The sequence below is a fragment of the Mycobacterium sp. 5-140-3-2 genome (genome assembly GCF_035666375.1).
GTDB lineage: Bacteria > Actinomycetota > Actinomycetes > Mycobacteriales > Mycobacteriaceae > Mycobacterium > Mycobacterium intracellulare.
The window spans coordinates 3,474,008-3,490,065 of sequence record NZ_CP142025.1 but is presented as its reverse complement, the minus strand read 5'-3'; the positions used below and the strand labels follow the sequence as shown (position 1 = coordinate 3,490,065).

Here is a 16,058-nt window from a genome sequence, read left to right as displayed (position 1 = left end):
ACCGAGAAGCCCATCCGGTGTTGGTCTATCGCTTCGGGCCGCAGACCGAACTTTCGCCCGACTCAGTCGATGAGCGCAACCGGGGAAGGGTAATCACGAATGCCGACGTTGCTTGATCTTGGGCGAGCGCCAATATCGTTGGGGCCGTGCTTGTTACCGCGTGATCGTCGTGACCGGATCGTACTGACGGAACGGGTGGACCGCATGTCGCGGCGCTCCACGTCGTGTGGGCTTGGCCGCGACGAGGAGGGACCCCGATGAGCGACGCCTATGTCCTCGGCGGAGTGCGCACGCCGTTTGCCCGCTACGGGGGTGCGCTATCGGCGATCCGTGCCGACGACCTGTTGGGCATGACGCTCAAGGGCGCATGCGAACGGGCGGGCGTTCCCCTGGATGCCGTCGAAGATGTCCACGCCGGATGCGTGAACCCCGCCCATGAGGGGATGGGTGATATCGCACGATGGGCCGCACTTGCCGCTGGGTTTCCCGACAGCGTCGCGGGCTTGACGGTGAATCGGTTCTGCGGCTCGTCGTTGAGTGCGGCGGTGAGTATCAGCCATGCCATCAAGGCCGGCGATCTGGGCCTGGGCATCGCGTGCGGGGTCGAATCGATGTCGCGCTCGGGTTGGGCGCTGATGAAGGGGGACGCGGCCTTCAACCCCCGCGGTCCGGTGTTGATGCTCGACACGATGTGGAGTGGTGCGGGCGGTCCGCCGAATCCAGTGTTGCTGGCGCGCAACGCCTACCTCAGCATGATCGAGACGGCGCAGAATGTCGCGGATCGCTATTCGCTGAGCCGTCGGGAGATTGACGCGTTTGCGCTGCGCTCGCAGCGCCACGCCAAAGCCGCTCGCGATCGGGGGAGGCTGGCCAAAGAGATCATGGCAGTGTCGATCCCGGCTACCAAGAAGACGGCGGCGCGCGTGGTTGAGCATGACGAGTTCATCCGTGATGACACCACGGCGGAGGCGCTGGCGGCACTTCCGGCCCAGCCGGGCACCACGCAGATGACGGCGGCGAACTCCTCGCCCCTGAGCGACGGCGCGAGCGCGGTACTCATCGGTTCGAAGGAGCGCGCGGCCGACTTGGGCCTGCAGCCGTTGGCCAAGATGGTGTCGAGCGCCGTCCATGGGATCGATCCGCTGATCATGGGGATAGCTCCAGCGTGGGCGATGCCGGCGGCGATCCGGCGTGCCGGCCTGACCCCGCAACAGATCGATGTCTGGGAGATCCACGAGGCGTTCAGCGCGCAAGCCTTGGGGGTGCTGCGGGAGTTGCCCAACCAACTCGACGGCTTTGTCGTGCCCGATGACAAGCTCACGCCCAACGGTGGCGCGGTCGCGATCGGGCATCCGTTTGGCGCGACCGGAGCGCGGTATTTGTTGACATTGTCCATTGAGCTACGGGAACGTGGCGCACGCTATGGCGTGATCGGGGTGTGCATCGGCTCGGGCCAAGGGGTGGCGGTAGTGGTGGAAAACCCTGATGCCGTGTAGCTTTCGGCCCCCTGGCGCAGCGCAGTCCGGCTTCATCGAGGCGAATCACCCGGACGATCGGAATTCGGATGATGACACCCCGGCGACTCTCACCGAGCATGAGGTCATCGCCCATGACCTCAGCTGCCACCCGTGACGATGCGGAAGGGATAGTGGATCGTGAGCGAATCGGCAACATCGATGGGCAGTATCGAACGCAGTGCCCACCATGGATTACAGACGATCATCACCGACAACGCCCAAGACAGTCGGTTCGAGGCCGCCGTCGACGGCCAGGTGATCGGTCGGCAGCCGTACCGCCGCTACCGCGCGCACATCGTTTTGATGGCCACCGAGGTCGATGCGCAATGGCGTGATCGGGGGGTCTCCTCGGCGATGATCAGTGGTGTGCTCACTCTGATCCGGAGGGCCGGACATACCGTCATCCCACGGTGCAAGGTCACGGCCGACTACATCCTGCGCCACCCCGAATATCGGGACCTGGTCGCCGACCAGTATCAAGGATTGCTCCGCCCGGTGTCGCGGCCGGCTCGCGACAGCCCCTAATCGCCCGCGCTTGTTCCGTGGCCGGCCGCCCGTCAGCGACGACGTAGTCGCCGCTCTGGTGAGCGTATTCTGCTGTGTGCGTTCAGTTTCGGAAGATGCGATTCCCTGATGGGAGGCAAGTCCACTCATAATGCGGACGCGTTCGATCTATCCCGCGAACAGCGGGCTTCCGCGAGCGCAGGCTCATCCGTCCACGCTCGGGTTCACTGCGGCGCACCACTCACCCGGGTGAATTGGTGGTTGGGGTGATGACAGCTCACCCGGCGTGGTTGCAGGTTCACTAAGAGCAGGACCGCGCAGGATTGCCCCCCGTTGTGCGGCGGCCGAGCTGAGCTGTTCAAGAGCCGTCGATACCGGGGACGGCGATGAACCGTCACGGAAAACCTAAAGGAGACCTCGATCATGCAGTGTGAGGCCAGATGGTTGTTTCGGTGACGACAGAAGAGTTGGGAAGGTGGAATTGACGTGGCAACTGACATCTTGAGGCCGGGCGGGCCGCCCGCTAGGTCTGTCGGGCGCACCGAAGGCAAGTCGGTGTTCCAAGGCACGATCGGTGTCCGCCACATCCTCGACAAGCTTGATGCGGAGGGGCGCTTCTCGGTCCTCGAGCATCCGATGTCGCCACGAGCGCTGGCCGCACCGCTTCATCGCCACCACAACGAAGATGAGTACAGCTGGATCATCGAGGGACGCGTCGGAGCTTTGCTCGGCGATGAAGTGCTCTATGGCGGGCCCGCCGACTTCATCTTCAAGCCGCGGGGCCAATGGCATACGTTCTGGAATGCGGGTGACGAACCCGCCCGCATCCTCGAGATCATTTCCCCCGCAGGATTTGAGCAGTTCTTCGACGAGCTCACCGACCTTGGCGGTGTGGACAAGATCTCGACGGAGAGCCTAGACGAACTCTGTGCACGCTACGAGCTGGAGATGGACGTCGACAGCGTGCCCGAACTCTGCAAACGCTTCGGCGTGAGATTCCCCGGTGAGCCCATTTGATGAAAGGAACCCCCGCATGTCCAAGCCCGAATTCTTCGATACGCCCGGGTACGGCGAGATTGCCCGCACCCGCAACCACTACCGCCAAGCTCTGCGCATCGGCGATCGCATCGAGATCTCCGGGCAGGGCGGCTGGGACGCGAATTTCGCCTTGTCGGTCACATCCTTAGAGGACGAGATCGACAAGGCGTGTGACAACATCGAGAAAACCCTCGCCGAGGCGGGCGCCACCTGGGGCGACGTGGTGAACGTACACTCCTACCATGTCCCCACCGCCGACGATTCCATTGGCAGTCAACACATGTCGTTGATGGTGGACCAGTTCCGCAAGCGGCTCGGTGAACGGCAGCCGCTGTGGACCGCACTGGGCGTCGAGGCGCTCGCACTGGCCGGCCAGCGCGTCGAGATCGAGGTCGTCGCCATCGCCGGATTTGGCAGCAAGTAGACCGGTTCGGTCAAGAACAACTCGGAAAGGTCCATCATGAAGATCGTGGTCATCGGCGGTCGTGGGCTTATCGGCTCGAAGGTGGCGAGCCAGCTCTTCGCGCAAGGACACGACGTGCTCGTCGCCTCCCGCCGATCCGGTGTCGATTCACTCACCGGTGAAGGCCTGGCCGACGCCGTCGCCGGTGCGGACGTCCTGGTCGACGTCGCCGATTCGCCGGTGTTCGACGATGAACCCGTGATGCACTTCTTCACGACCGCGACCGCGAATCTTCTCGCTGCCGAACGGGAAGCGGGGGTCAAACACCACGTCGCGTTGTCCGTGGTGGGCGCGCAGAGCATGCCGGACAGCGGCTACAACACCGCGAAAGCGGCTCAGGAGAAGCTGATCAAGGATTCGGGCGTGCCTTATTCGATCGTGCGAGCAACTCCGTTCTACGAATTCGCGGTCAGCTTGGCCGATTCCGCCACGGACGGAGACATTGTCAGATTGCCGCCCGCGCTGTTCCGTCCCATCGCCGCCGACGACGTCGCCACCGCCGTGGCCCGCGCGGCGGTCGAGCCCCCGAGCAACGGCGTGACGGAGATCGCCGGACCCGAAGCGATGGGAATGGACGACTTTGTCCGCACGGGCCTCGCCGCCGGCGGTGATCATCGACGGGTCGTGACCGACGCCCAGGCCCCGTACTTCGGCGCGGTGATCGACGATCACACCCTCGCGCCCGACGACAACGCCACGATCTTCACCACTCGATACTCCGACTGGATCGATGCGCACCGCGCGTCGTAACCCCAGGTTGAGGCAGCGAATGTTGTTGGATGCGAACGACTTCGAACCGAAATCAACGTTCACCGTGCCGCAGGAAGTGCGGTCGCCGTCGATTCCGGCCGACGCCCACGTGCTGACCGTCCTCATCAACCATCCACCCGGCGCCCCCGGAAACCCGCCGCATCGGCTTCCCGGCGGACCGGGATTCGGGTACATGATCGACGGGGAGATGCTGTTCGAGATCGAAGGTGAAGCGCCCCGCGTCCTTCGCGCGGGAGACGCGTTCTGGGGGGCCGGCGGCGACGTGATCCACTACCGGGACGCGAACAACCGAGCTGACATTCCTTGTAGCTTCGTCCTCACGTTGCTGTGTGTGCCGGGGCGACCGTTGCGCGAATGGGTTACCCAAGAGGAGCTCGAGGCGCGAAAGGGTTTGCGGGTCAACGGCTGAACGGCCGGCGGCCCGCTGCGCCCGGCTTCGCGCCGCCGCAGGCTAAAGGTGGAACGGCAGGTGGGGCAGATGCAGGTGGTGGTGGTGCGGGTGGCCCATGGGCGGGCACGTCTCCAAGCTGATCATCGCCGCATGCAGCACACCGCCGTCTTGAGTTCCGTTAGCGCCCAGGCATTTACCGTTGGTGATCGCCTGGGCGTCCGACGGTGTCTGCCGTTGATATGAGGTCGATTCGGTGACGGTCACGGTGGTAGGCGCGCCCGGGCCGCCGGGGCCCAGCCCGGTGACGGTGATGGTGTTGCCCGACACCGACGCAACCGTCCCGTAGAACCCGGCCGGCGGCGGGCACTTGCCGTCCGCGGACGCGGTGACCGTCACCGCTTGCGCGGTGACCGCCCCGGGGGTCGGCGCGCTCTGCGGGGTGGCGCGGACGTTCACGCAGCTGCCGGGGGTCACGTCGGCCAGCTTGGCCGGGGTGACCTGGACAACCCTCGTCTCGGGCGTGTAATCCACACTCGCGGAGCCGGTTCGCGTCCGCAGCGCGATCGTGCCAGCCGACACCGACTGGACCATGCCCTCGACGTAATCCTTGCCGACCGGCGGGGCAGGGGGCGGCGCCGGCGGTGGCGCCGCGCTCGGTGCGGCGCTGGGCGGGACGGCCATGACGGCGGGCGGCGCGTTACTGCTCGACGTGTCGCGCGGGGAGTCGCACATGGCCACGCACAACGCGATGAAAACGATCACCGCGGCGATCGCGATGTGCGTCGGCCGGGGTTTCAACGAAGCGGCACGCACAGACTCTTCTCCATCACATGTTCGCCGTCGTGGCCAATCACCCCCGGCGGGCGCGGTTTTCGCTCGCGCCCGCCGGCGGTGACGGCAATCTCAGCTAGCTCGAGCCTGGGTCATCCACCCTGGCCGGGCTGCTTGGGCTTGCCGCATTTGCCGTCGACGGCCTGTCGTAGCTTGATGCTCGTCGCCTGCAGCGCGCCGCCGCTGTCCGTGGTTCCGCGCGCGGACAGGCACTTGCCCGGCGCGATCGCTTCGGTGTTCGCGGTGGTCTGCTTGGTGTATTTGGTCTTGTCGTCGACCGTGACCGTCGTCTGCGTAGTGTTTCCGCTGGCATCCGTGCCGGTCAGGTTGATGGTGTCGCCCGACACCGACGCAACCGAACCCCGCACCCAGGCCGGCTTGGCGGGGGCCGGCGACGGCGAGCCGGACGGCGGTGTGCTGCTGGCCCCGCCGGGGGTGGACTCGTGCGGTTTGGGGCAGGTGCCGTTGACGGACTCGCTGATCTTGACCTTCGCGGCCGTCACCGGCTGCCCGGGCGCCGATCCCTCGGTGGGCTTCACGATGAGGCAGCTGCCCTGGGTCACGTCGGGCAGGCCGGCCGGAACGGCCTCGGTGATCTTGGTGGTCGAGGTGAAGTTCACCGCGGCGGTCGCGTTGTCTTCCTTGGTGACCTGGATGGAGTTGCCGGCCACCGACGCGATAAGGCCGCTGACCTTAGCTTCGGCGTTCGGGGTGGACGAGGGGGCCGCCGAGGTCACGGTGGACGTCGACGTCGAGGTCGAGGTGGAGGTGGAGCTGGATTTGTTCGACGAGCCGCAGGCGGACAGGGACAGGGCGGTGGCCCCCGCGACCGCGAATACCGCGAAGCGCGTGAGCCGGGGCACGGCACAGCTGGCAGACATCAACGTTTCTCCATTCGTCGGTGAGAGCGAACGTCATGGTTTACCCATTTGAGCTGTGCGTAACCTGTGACCGTCAGAAGGCCTCTTCGGGCACCCTCATGATCTCGTCGTCGATGGCCTCGATGACCGTGCGCAGGGAGGTCAGCTTCGGCAACATGTTCTTGGCGAAGAACGTCGCGGTCGCGACCTTGCCCTGATAGAACGGTTCGTCAGCGCCCGCCGCGCCGTCGGTCAGCGCGCGGTGTGCGACGCCGGCCTGCACCAGCAATCGCCAGCCGATCAGCAGATCGCCGACGGCGAGCAGAAACCGCACCGAGGCCAGCCCCACCTTGTAGATATCGGTGGGCTGTTGGGCCGCGGACATCAGATACCCGGTCAGTGCGCCCGTCATCGCCGTCACGTCGTCGTACGCGGTCTGCAGGAATTGGGCGACCGGCTTGAGGGCCTCGTCGCAGTCGTCGATGGTCGCGGTGATCTGAGTCGTCAGGAACTGCAGGGCCTGGCCGCGATCGCGCACGATCTTGCGGAAGAAGAAGTCGAGCGCCTGGATGGCGGTGGTGCCCTCGTAGAGCGAGTCGATCTTGGAATCGCGGATGTACTGCTCGAGCGGGTAGTCGGCCAAAAAGCCGGAACCGCCCAGTGTCTGCAGCGATTCGGTCAGCACCTCGTAGGCCCGCTCCGAGCTCACGCCCTTGACGATGGGTAGCAGCAGATCGTCGATCCGGTGCGCCATGTCGTGATCGGCGCCCGAAACACGTTGGGCCACTGCGTCATCCTGGTGTGCGGCGGCGTACATGTAGAGCGCCCGCAGGCCTTCGGCGTAGGCCTTCTGGGTCATCAGGCTGCGGCGCACGTCGGGGTGGTGGATGATGGTGACCCGCGGCGCGGTCTTGTCGGACATCTGCGTCAGGTCCGCACCCTGCACCCGCTCCTTGGCGAAAGCCAGCGCGTTCAGATAACCGGTGGACAGCGTGCCGGCGGCCTTGACGCCAATCGTCATGCGCGCGTGCTCGATCACGGTGAACATCTGCGCGATACCCCGGTGCACGTCGCCGACCAAGTAGCCGACGGCGGGCACATCGGTTGCGCCAAAGGTCAATTCGCACGTGGGTGAGGACTTGATGCCCATCTTGTGTTCCAAGCCGGTGACGAAAACCCCGTTGCGCGAACCGAGTTCGAATGTGTCCGGGTCGAACAGATAGTTGGGCACATAGAACAGGCTCAGGCCTTTGGTGCCCGGACCCGCGCCCTCGGGGCGGGCCAGCACCAGGTGGAAGATGTTCTCGGCGGTGTCGCCCACGTCGCCGCCGGAGATGAAGCGCTTGACGCCCTCGATGTGCCAGGTGCCGTCGGGCTGTTCGAAGGCCTTGGCGCGTCCGGCGCCGACGTCAGAACCGGCGTCGGGTTCGGTGAGCACCATGGTGGCCGCCCAGCCGCGCTCGACGCCCTCGGCGGCCCAGTGCCGCTGCTGCTCGTTGCCCTCGATGTACAGGGCCTGGGCCATCAACGGGCCGAGGCAGAAGAAGTTCGCCGACGGGTTGGCGCAGATGATCATCTCGTTGACCCCCCACGCCAGCGGCGGGGGTGCGGCCATGCCGCCGATCTCCTCGGCCAGCATCAACCGCCACCAGCCAGCCTCCTTGATCGCCTGCACCGTCTTGGCCAGCTCGTCGGGCACGCTGATGGTGTGCTCGGCCGGATCGAACACCGGCGGGTTGCGGTCGGCGAAGGCGAAGGATTCGGCCACCGGGCCCTCGGCCAGGCGGGCGGCCTCGGCCAATATCGTGCGGACCGTCTCCTCGTCGAGTTCCCTGTAGCCCCCGGTGCCCAGGAAGGCGCCGATGTCGAGGACATCGAAGAGGTTGAACTCGAGATCACGGACGTTAGCGATGTAGTGGCCCAACGCGATTCCCTCACTGGTCCTTTGAGGCGGCGGATGGTCAGGCCCAGTCTGTCGGACGCGGGAAAACGTACGCAACCGTAACCAGCGCCGGGCGCGGCGCCGGCGGAGCGGGAACACCGTGTCGGCGCCGGGCGTTACCGAAAATGTGACAACACTCGATCTCACCGCTGAGAAGTTCAACGAAACCATCGAGGGCAACGACATCGTGCTCGTCGACTTCTGGGCGTCCTGGTGTGGTCCATGCCGCCAGTTCGGCCCCACGTTCCAGGCCTCCTCGGAGAAACACCCCGACATCGTGCACGCCAAGGTCGACACCGAGGCCGAACAGCAGCTGGCCGCGGCCGCCCAGATCCGGTCCATCCCCACGCTGATGGCCTTCAAGAAGGGCAAACTGCTGTTCAACCAGCCGGGTGCGCTGCCTCCCGCGGCCCTGGAGGACCTGGTCCAGCAGGTCCGGGCGTTCGACATCGACGCGGCCGAAGCCGGCCCGGCCGAGTAAGCGCGGCACCGCGCCGGCGTCGGCCACGCGCTAGGTTGCATGGGTGAGTTTGGTACTGGTAGACCACCCGCGGCCCGGCGTCGCGCTGATAACCCTCAACCGGCCCGAGCGGATGAACTCCATGGCGTTCGACGTCATGGTCCCGCTCAAGGAGGCCCTGGAAAAGGTCAGGTACGACAACGCGGTGCGCGTCGTCGTCCTCACCGGGGCCGGCCGGGGCTTTTCCTCGGGGGCTGATCACAAGTCCGCGGGCTCGGTGCCCCACGTCGAGGGGCTGACCCGCCCCACCTATGCGCTGCGCTCCATGGAGATTCTCGACGAAGTCATCCTGGGTTTGCGCCGGTTGCACCAGCCGGTGATCGCCGCGGTCAACGGCCCCGCCATCGGCGGCGGCCTGTGCCTGGCGCTGGCCGCCGACATCCGCGTGGCCTCCACCACCGCGTACTTCCGCGCCGCCGGCATCAACAACGGGCTGACGGCCAGCGAACTGGGGTTGTCCTACCTGCTGCCGCGGGCCATCGGGTCGTCGCGGGCGTTCGAGATCATGCTGACCGGGCGCGACATCACCGCCGAGGAGGCCGAGCGCATCGGGCTCGTGTCCTGCCAAGTGCCCGATAAGCAGTTGCTGGACACCTGCTACGCCATCGCCGCGCGGATCGCGGCGTTCTCGCGGCCGGGCGTCGAGTTGACCAAGTGCACGCTGTGGAGTGGACTGGACGCCGGTAGCCTGGAAGGGCACATGCAAGCCGAAGGCTTGGGACAGCTTTTCGTCCGCCTGCTCACCGCCAACTTCGAAGAAGCGGTTGCCGCACGCGCAGAACGACGACCAGCGGTATTCACCGACGACAAATAGGCGTCTTTTCAACTCGGGAGAGCGATCGTGATCACGGCCACGGACCTGGAGGTCCGCGCTGGCGCGCGCATCCTGCTCTCGCCCGACGGCCCCGATCTGCGGGTCCAGCCCGGCGACCGCATCGGCCTGGTCGGCCGCAACGGCGCCGGCAAGACCACCACCCTGCGCATCCTGGCGGGGGAGACCGAGCCGTACGCCGGGTCGATCACCCGCACCGGCGAAATCGGTTATCTGCCACAGGATCCCAAAGAGGGCGACCTCGACGTGCTGGCCCGCGACCGGGTCCTGTCGGCCCGCGGGTTGGACGTGTTGCTCACCGACCTGGAAAAGCAGCAGGCGTTGATGGCCGAGGTCGCCGACGACGACGCCCGCGACCGCGCGATCCGTCGGTACGGGCAGCTAGAGGAGCGTTTCGTGGCCCTGGGCGGCTACGGCGCGGAGAGCGAAGCCAGCCGCATCTGCGCCAGTCTCGGCCTGCCGGAACGGGTGCTGACCCAGCAGCTGCGCACCCTGTCCGGGGGGCAGCGCCGCCGGGTGGAATTGGCGCGCATCCTGTTCGCCGCCTCCGAGGGCGGAGCGGGAACCTCGGGCTCGGAGACCACGCTGTTGCTCGACGAGCCCACCAACCACCTGGATGCCGATTCGATCGGCTGGTTGCGCGATTTCCTGCGGGCCCACACCGGCGGGCTGGTGATCATCAGCCACAACGTCGAATTGCTCGCCGACGTCGTCAACCGGGTGTGGTTTCTGGATGCCGTGCGCGGCGAGGCCGACGTCTACAACATGGGCTGGCAGAAGTACCTCGACGCGCGCGCGACCGACGAGCAGCGCCGCCGCCGGGAGCGCGCCAACGCCGAACGCAAGGCCGCCGCGCTGCGCACCCAGGCCGCGAAGCTCGGTGCCAAGGCCACCAAAGCCGTTGCGGCCCAGAACATGTTGCGCCGCGCCGACCGGATGATGGCCGCGCTCGACGAGGAGCGCGTCGCCGACAAGGTGGCCCGCATCAAGTTCCCGACGCCGGCCGCGTGCGGGCGCACGCCGCTGGTCGCCAAGGGGCTGAGCAAGTCCTACGGGTCGCTGGAGGTGTTCACCGGCGTCGATCTGGCGATCGACCGCGGCTCGCGGGTGGTGGTGCTGGGGCTCAACGGCGCCGGCAAGACCACACTGCTGAGGCTGCTGGCCGGCACCGAGACCCCCGACACCGGGGGGCTCGAGCCCGGGCACGGCCTGCGGATCGGCTACTTCGCGCAGGAGCACGACACCCTCGACAACGACGCGAGCGTGTGGGACAACATCCGCCACGCCGCACCGGATTCGGGCGAGCAGGACCTGCGCGGCCTGCTGGGCGCGTTCATGTTCAGCGGTCCGCAGCTCGACCAATTGGCGGGCACCCTGTCCGGCGGTGAGAAAACGCGGCTCGCGCTGGCCGGTTTGGTGGCGTCGACCGCCAACGTCTTGTTGCTCGATGAACCGACGAACAACCTCGACCCGGCGTCGCGCGAGCAGGTGCTCGACGCGCTGCGCAGTTACCAGGGCGCGGTGGTGCTGGTGACGCACGACCCCGGCGCCGCCGAGGCCCTCGACCCGCAACGGGTGGTGCTGCTACCGGACGGCACCGAGGACTACTGGTCCGACGAATACCGGGATCTCATCGAGCTCGCCTGACTTGGCCTGATGGTGGCGACCCGCTGCGCCCGGCTTGGACTCTGCGGCGGTCGCGCTTGCGATCGCCACTGGCGGCAAGCGCCCAAGGCGATTTGGCGAAATTCCCCGCCGTCGACGACGGCTTCTTACTCTAGGTTTCTTGCGGTCGTGTCCCGGTGTCGGAGGAGCCATGAGAAGAGCAATGCACAGGTCGGCCAAGGCGCGCGACCAGTTGTTGGACGAACTGCGCCACGCCTACGAAGGCGGGGCCAGCATCCGCAGCCTGGTTGCCACGACCGGTAGGTCGTACGGGTCCATCCACAGCCTGCTGCGGGAGTCGGGTACCACGATGCGCAGCCGCGGCGGCCCCAACCGGACCGCGAAGGCGGCGCGGGCCTAACCTCGAGAACCGTTGCGCCGCATCGAGTTCTCGACCAGGTCGAGCACCGAGGCCAGGCGTTGCGGGTCCTCGCCGGACGCCAGCCGGGCGACCAGGCCGTCGAGCACCAACTCCAGATAGCACTGCAGTACGTCGCCGGGCACGTCGTCGCGCACCCGGTGTGCCTCCGTCTGCCGGCGTAACCGATCGGTGGTCGCCGCCGCCAGCTCGGCCGAACGCTCCGCCCAGCCGCGGCTGAACGCGGGATCGTTGCGCAGCTTGCGGGCGATCTCCAATCTGGTGGCCAGCCAGTCGAACTGGTCGGGCGCGGCCAGCATGTCCCGCATCACCTGGATCAGTCCCGCGCGGGAGGCGACATCGGCCATCCGCTCGGCGTCCTCGTGGGCGAGTGCGAAAAACAGCGCGTCCTTGTCCCGGAAATGGTGGAAGATCGCGCCGCGCGACATCCCGATCGCCTTCTCCAGGCGGCGCACCGTCGCCTTGTCGTAGCCGAATTCGGCAAAGCAGCGGCGGGCGCCGTCGAGGATCTGGCGGCGGCGAGCCGCCAGATGGTCCTCGCTGACTTTGGGCACGAGTGGCTGGGCCGGTCTCGCGCTAGTCCGACTTCTGGCCCGACTTCAGCATGTTGCGCAGCACGTACTGCAGGATGCCGCCGTTGCGGTAGTAGTCGGCCTCGCCGGGGGTGTCGATGCGCACCACGGCGTCGAACTCCACTGCGTCCGAACCGTCCTTGCTTGCCTTGACCTTCACCGTCTTCGGCGTCTTGCCGTCGTTGAGCGCCTCGATACCGGTGATGTCGAACACCTCGGTGCCGTCCAGCCCCAGGTCCTTGGCGGACTTGCCGTCGGGGAACTGCAACGGGATCACGCCCATACCGATCAGGTTGGACCGGTGGATGCGCTCGAAGGACTCGGCGATCACCGCGCGCACCCCGAGCAGCCGCGTTCCCTTGGCCGCCCAGTCACGCGACGAGCCCGACCCGTACTCCTTGCCGCCCAGCACCACCAGCGGAATGTCTTGCGCCGCATAGTTTTGCGCCGCGTCGTAGATGAACGCCTGCGGCGCGTCATCCTGGGTGAAGTCGCGGGTGTAACCGCCGGACACGTCGTCGAGCAGCAGGTTGCGCAGCCTGATGTTGGCGAACGTGCCACGGATCATCACCTCGTGGTTGCCGCGCCGCGAGCCGAAGGAGTTGTAGTCCTTGCGCTCCACGCCGTGCTCGTCGAGATACTGCGCCGCCGGGGTGCCCGGCTTGATGCTGCTGGCGGGGGAGATGTGGTCGGTGGTCACCGAATCACCGAGCAGCGCCAGCACCCGCGCGCCGGTGATGTCGGCGACCGGCTCGGGCTCGGCGGGCATCCCGTCGAAGTACGGGGGCTTGCGCACGTACGTCGAATCCGGGTTCCACTCAAAGGTGTTGCCGCTCGGCGTGGGCAGGTTGCGCCAGCGCTCGTCGCCCTTGAAGACGTCGGCGTAGTTTTTGGTGAACATCTCCTGGTTGATCGCCGAGGCGATGGTGTCGGAGACGTCCTTCTGCGACGGCCAGATGTCTTTGAGGAAGACGTCATTGCCGTCCTTGTCCTTGCCGAGCGGCTGCTCGTCGAAGTCGAAGTCCATGGTGCCGGCGAGCGCATAGGCGATCACCAGCGGCGGCGACGCCAGGTAATTCATCTTCACGTCGGGGTTGATGCGGCCCTCGAAGTTGCGGTTGCCCGACAGCACGGCGGCCACCGAAAGGTCGTTGTCGTTGATCGCCTTCGAAATGTCCTCGGGCAGCGGGCCGGAGTTACCGATGCACGTGGTGCAGCCGTAGCCGACCAGATAGAAGCCCAACTTCTCCAGATACGGCCACAGGCCGGCCTTGTCGTAATAGTCGTGGACCACCTGGGAGCCCGGGGCCATGGTGGTTTTCACCCATGGCTTGGAGACCAAGCCCTTTTCGACGGCGTTGCGCGCCAGCAGCGCGGCGCCCAGCATCACCTCGGGGTTGGAGGTGTTGGTGCACGACGTGACGGCGGCGATCACCACCGCGCCGTGGTCGAGCACGAACTCGCCGAGCTCGTCGGACTTGACCGTCACCGGGCTGCTCACGCGGCCCTTGGAGTGCGCGGCGGCCGATTGCACCTTGTGGTCGTCGGCGTGGCCGTTGGTTGCCTGCCCCGGGTCACTGGCCGGGAACGACTCATCGACAACCTCGTCGAGCTTGGAGTATTCCTTCTTGTCGGGGTCGTCACCGACGTAGTCGCAAATCTGCTCGCGGAACGTGGATTTCGCGTCGGCCAGCGCGATCCGGTCCTGCGGACGCTTGGGGCCGGCGATGGACGGCACCACGTCGGACAGGTCGAGTTCGATGTATTCGGAGTACTCGGGCTCGTGCTTCGGGTTGTGCCACATGCCCTGTTCCTTGGCGTAGGCCTCGACCAGCGCCAGCTGCTCGTCGTTGCGGCCGGTGAACTTCAGATAAGAGATCGTCTCCTCGTCGACCGGGAAAATCGCTGCGGTGGAACCGAATTCGGGGCTCATGTTGCCCAGGGTGGCTCGGTTGGCCAGCGGCACCTCGGCCACGCCCTCGCCGTAGAATTCGACGAACTTGCCGACCACGCCGTGGTGGCGCAGCATTTCGGTCACGGTCAGCACGACGTCGGTAGCCGTCACGCCGGGCTGTATCTCGCCGGTCAACTTGAAGCCGACCACGCGGGGGATCAGCATCGACACCGGCTGGCCGAGCATCGCGGCCTCGGCCTCGATGCCGCCCACGCCCCATCCGAGCACGCCGAGGCCGTTGACCATCGTGGTGTGCGAGTCGGTCCCCACGCAGGTGTCGGGGTAGGCCACCCCGTCGCGCTCCATCACGACGCTGGCGAGGTATTCGATGTTGACCTGGTGCACGATGCCGGTGCCCGGGGGCACCACCTTGAAGTCCTGGAACGCCCCCTGGCCCCAGCGCAGGAACTGGTAGCGCTCCCCGTTGCGCTGGTACTCGATCTCGACGTTGCGCTCGAACGAGTCGGCGGTGCCGAACAGGTCGGCGATCACGGAGTGGTCGATCACCAGGTCGGCCGGCGCGAGCGGGTTGACCTTCTCCGGGTCGCCGCCGAGGTCGCCGATCGCCTCGCGCATGGTGGCCAAGTCGACGATGCACGGCACGCCGGTGAAGTCCTGCATCACGACGCGCGCCGGGGTGTATTGGATCTCAATGCTGGGCTCCGCCTTGGGATCCCAGTTCGCGATGGCCTCGATGTGGTCCTTGGTGATGTTGCTGCCGTCCTCGTTGCGCAGCAGGTTCTCGGCCAGGACTTTGAGGCTGTAGGGGAGCTTCTCGGTATTGGGGACGGCATCGAGGCGATAGATCTGGTAACTCTTGTCGCCGACCTCGAGGGTGTTGCGGGCTCCGAATGAGTTCACAGAATCAGTCACTTCAACTCCCAAGGATTTAGTTCTAGCGCCGACGGGCTGAGTGTCGGCGGATCGTCCAAAACGATCATGCAACTTTAACAGTACGCTTGTCCTGCATTACTACGGCAGTCCTGATTGCAGTCTTATCGCGGTGGCCGCCGGTTAAACCTTCGTGTGCGCCCGAATCTCGCCGGGATGAACGCGGCGCGATCGGCGCCGGGCGCGATGCGGCGCCCGCGCGTCGCGTACGGTGCCTCTAGCACTACCGCAGGAGGCGCAGATGACCGGGCACGTTTCTTTCGGACCGCCGCCGCAAACGGTTCCGGTCCTTCCCGCCTACATTCCGGTGGACGTCGACATGACGATGATCAAGGCCCAGGTCGCCGCCACCGGGGTCAGCGCGCCACCGGCGGTCATGCCCGGTTTGCTCGAGGTGGTCAACCAGGCGCACGCCGACGGCATCAACCTCAAGATCGTGCTGCTCGACCACAACCCCCCGAACGACACCCCGCTGCGCGACATCTCGACCGTGGTCGGCGCCGACTACCACGACGCCACCGTCCTGACGCTGAGCCCGAGTTACGTCGGCAGCTACAGCACGCAGTTCCCGCGCGTCACCCTCGAGGCCGGCGAGGACATCGCGAAGACGGGCAACCCTGTGGTCTCGGCGCAACATTTCCTGCACGAGCTCGACACGCCCGAGTTTCCCTGGACCGGCCTGACGATCTTCCTGTTGATCGCGGTCTTCGCCGCGGCCGTCGGCACCCGATTGCTGCAGGTGCGCGGCGAGCGCTCAGCAACCTCGGACGGGTCGGCGACCGCTGAGGACGCCGAGGCCAACACCGGGTCCTGACGACTCGCGGCTAATTCGGCAAACGGGCCAGGTCACCGTTCGGTCACATTAAACGCACGTAGAGAGTGCGATTTCGGTGGAGCGTTTGCACGCCCACCTGTGTGACGTACGGTG

17 protein-coding genes are annotated in these 16,058 nt (G+C 66.4%); 12 read left to right on the top strand and 5 right to left on the bottom strand.

Going from position 1 to position 16,058, the window contains the following annotated elements:
* The first annotated feature begins 257 nt into the window (after positions 1-257).
* From P6281_RS15860 to P6281_RS15835, 6 genes are all read left to right on the top strand, one after another.
* On the top strand, positions 258-1,496 hold the full coding sequence (locus P6281_RS15860) for a thiolase family protein (protein ID WP_014711984.1): 1,239 nt from the start codon (positions 258-260) through the stop codon (positions 1,494-1,496).
* A gap of 159 nt (positions 1,497-1,655) precedes the next feature.
* Positions 1,656-2,042 (top strand): GNAT family N-acetyltransferase, encoded by a 387-nt coding sequence (locus tag P6281_RS15855; protein WP_014711983.1) that lies wholly within the window; start codon positions 1,656-1,658, stop codon positions 2,040-2,042.
* 465 nt (positions 2,043-2,507) lie between these two features.
* Positions 2,508-3,038, top strand: a complete 531-nt coding sequence (locus P6281_RS15850) for a cupin domain-containing protein (RefSeq protein ID WP_232518819.1) — start codon at positions 2,508-2,510, stop codon at positions 3,036-3,038.
* A gap of 16 nt (positions 3,039-3,054) precedes the next feature.
* A complete protein-coding gene (locus P6281_RS15845; RefSeq protein ID WP_202284400.1) occupies positions 3,055-3,483 on the top strand; it encodes a Rid family hydrolase in 429 nt (142 codons plus the stop codon).
* Between the two features lie 36 nt (positions 3,484-3,519).
* Entirely contained in the window at positions 3,520-4,272 is a 753-nt protein-coding gene (locus P6281_RS15840) for an SDR family oxidoreductase (protein WP_202377474.1), read from the top strand.
* Positions 4,273-4,291: 19 nt separating this feature from the next.
* Entirely contained in the window at positions 4,292-4,702 is a 411-nt protein-coding gene (locus P6281_RS15835) for a cupin domain-containing protein (RefSeq protein WP_324738422.1), read from the top strand.
* Positions 4,703-4,744: 42 nt separating this feature from the next.
* Here P6281_RS15835 and P6281_RS15830 read toward each other — a convergent pair whose 3' ends face one another.
* Both P6281_RS15830 and P6281_RS15825 read right to left on the bottom strand, forming a co-directional pair.
* Positions 4,745-5,482, bottom strand: a complete 738-nt coding sequence (locus tag P6281_RS15830; RefSeq protein WP_324738974.1) for a DUF5666 domain-containing protein — start codon at positions 5,480-5,482, stop codon at positions 4,745-4,747.
* Between the two features lie 125 nt (positions 5,483-5,607).
* Positions 5,608-6,186, bottom strand: coding sequence for a DUF5666 domain-containing protein (locus tag P6281_RS15825; protein ID WP_236595465.1), 579 nt, complete (start codon positions 6,184-6,186; stop codon positions 5,608-5,610).
* Between P6281_RS15825 and P6281_RS15820 the strand changes: the two genes are divergently transcribed.
* Positions 6,170-6,448, top strand: coding sequence for a hypothetical protein (locus P6281_RS15820; RefSeq protein WP_014380448.1), 279 nt, complete (start codon positions 6,170-6,172; stop codon positions 6,446-6,448). The genes P6281_RS15825 and P6281_RS15820 overlap by 17 nt on opposite strands.
* Before the next feature lie 21 nt (positions 6,449-6,469).
* Here P6281_RS15820 and P6281_RS15815 read toward each other — a convergent pair whose 3' ends face one another.
* On the bottom strand, positions 6,470-8,299 hold the full coding sequence (locus P6281_RS15815) for an acyl-CoA dehydrogenase (protein ID WP_324738421.1): 1,830 nt from the start codon (positions 8,297-8,299) through the stop codon (positions 6,470-6,472).
* A 145-nt stretch (positions 8,300-8,444) separates the two neighbouring features.
* On the opposite strand from P6281_RS15815, the gene trxA reads away from it, so the two are divergent.
* The 4 genes from trxA (at position 8,445) to P6281_RS15795 (ending at position 11,695) form a co-directional block, all read left to right on the top strand.
* Entirely contained in the window at positions 8,445-8,798 is a 354-nt protein-coding gene (trxA, locus tag P6281_RS15810) for a thioredoxin (protein ID WP_014382817.1), read from the top strand.
* A gap of 43 nt (positions 8,799-8,841) precedes the next feature.
* Complete coding sequence (locus tag P6281_RS15805) at positions 8,842-9,651, top strand: enoyl-CoA hydratase (protein WP_324738420.1); 810 nt, start codon at positions 8,842-8,844, stop codon at positions 9,649-9,651.
* Positions 9,652-9,678: 27 nt separating this feature from the next.
* Positions 9,679-11,316: an ABC-F family ATP-binding cassette domain-containing protein gene (locus P6281_RS15800; RefSeq protein WP_014385196.1), complete on the top strand. Its 1,638-nt coding sequence runs from the start codon at positions 9,679-9,681 to the stop codon at positions 11,314-11,316.
* A 181-nt stretch (positions 11,317-11,497) separates the two neighbouring features.
* A complete protein-coding gene (locus P6281_RS15795; protein WP_008257988.1) occupies positions 11,498-11,695 on the top strand; it encodes a helix-turn-helix domain-containing protein in 198 nt (65 codons plus the stop codon).
* Here the strand turns inward: P6281_RS15795 and P6281_RS15790 are convergent.
* Together P6281_RS15790 and P6281_RS15785 are read right to left on the bottom strand one after the other, a co-directional pair.
* The gene (locus P6281_RS15790; protein WP_008257987.1) at positions 11,692-12,267 is read right to left on the bottom strand and encodes a TetR/AcrR family transcriptional regulator; all 576 of its coding nucleotides are present in this window, start codon (positions 12,265-12,267) and stop codon (positions 11,692-11,694) included. The genes P6281_RS15795 and P6281_RS15790 overlap by 4 nt on opposite strands.
* A 22-nt stretch (positions 12,268-12,289) precedes the next feature.
* Entirely contained in the window at positions 12,290-15,112 is a 2,823-nt protein-coding gene (locus P6281_RS15785; protein WP_324738419.1) for an aconitate hydratase, read from the bottom strand.
* 259 nt (positions 15,113-15,371) lie between these two features.
* On the opposite strand from P6281_RS15785, the gene P6281_RS15780 reads away from it, so the two are divergent.
* The gene (locus P6281_RS15780) at positions 15,372-15,944 is read left to right on the top strand and encodes an Rv1476 family membrane protein (protein WP_324738418.1); all 573 of its coding nucleotides are present in this window, start codon (positions 15,372-15,374) and stop codon (positions 15,942-15,944) included.
* Positions 15,945-16,058 lie beyond the last annotated feature (114 nt).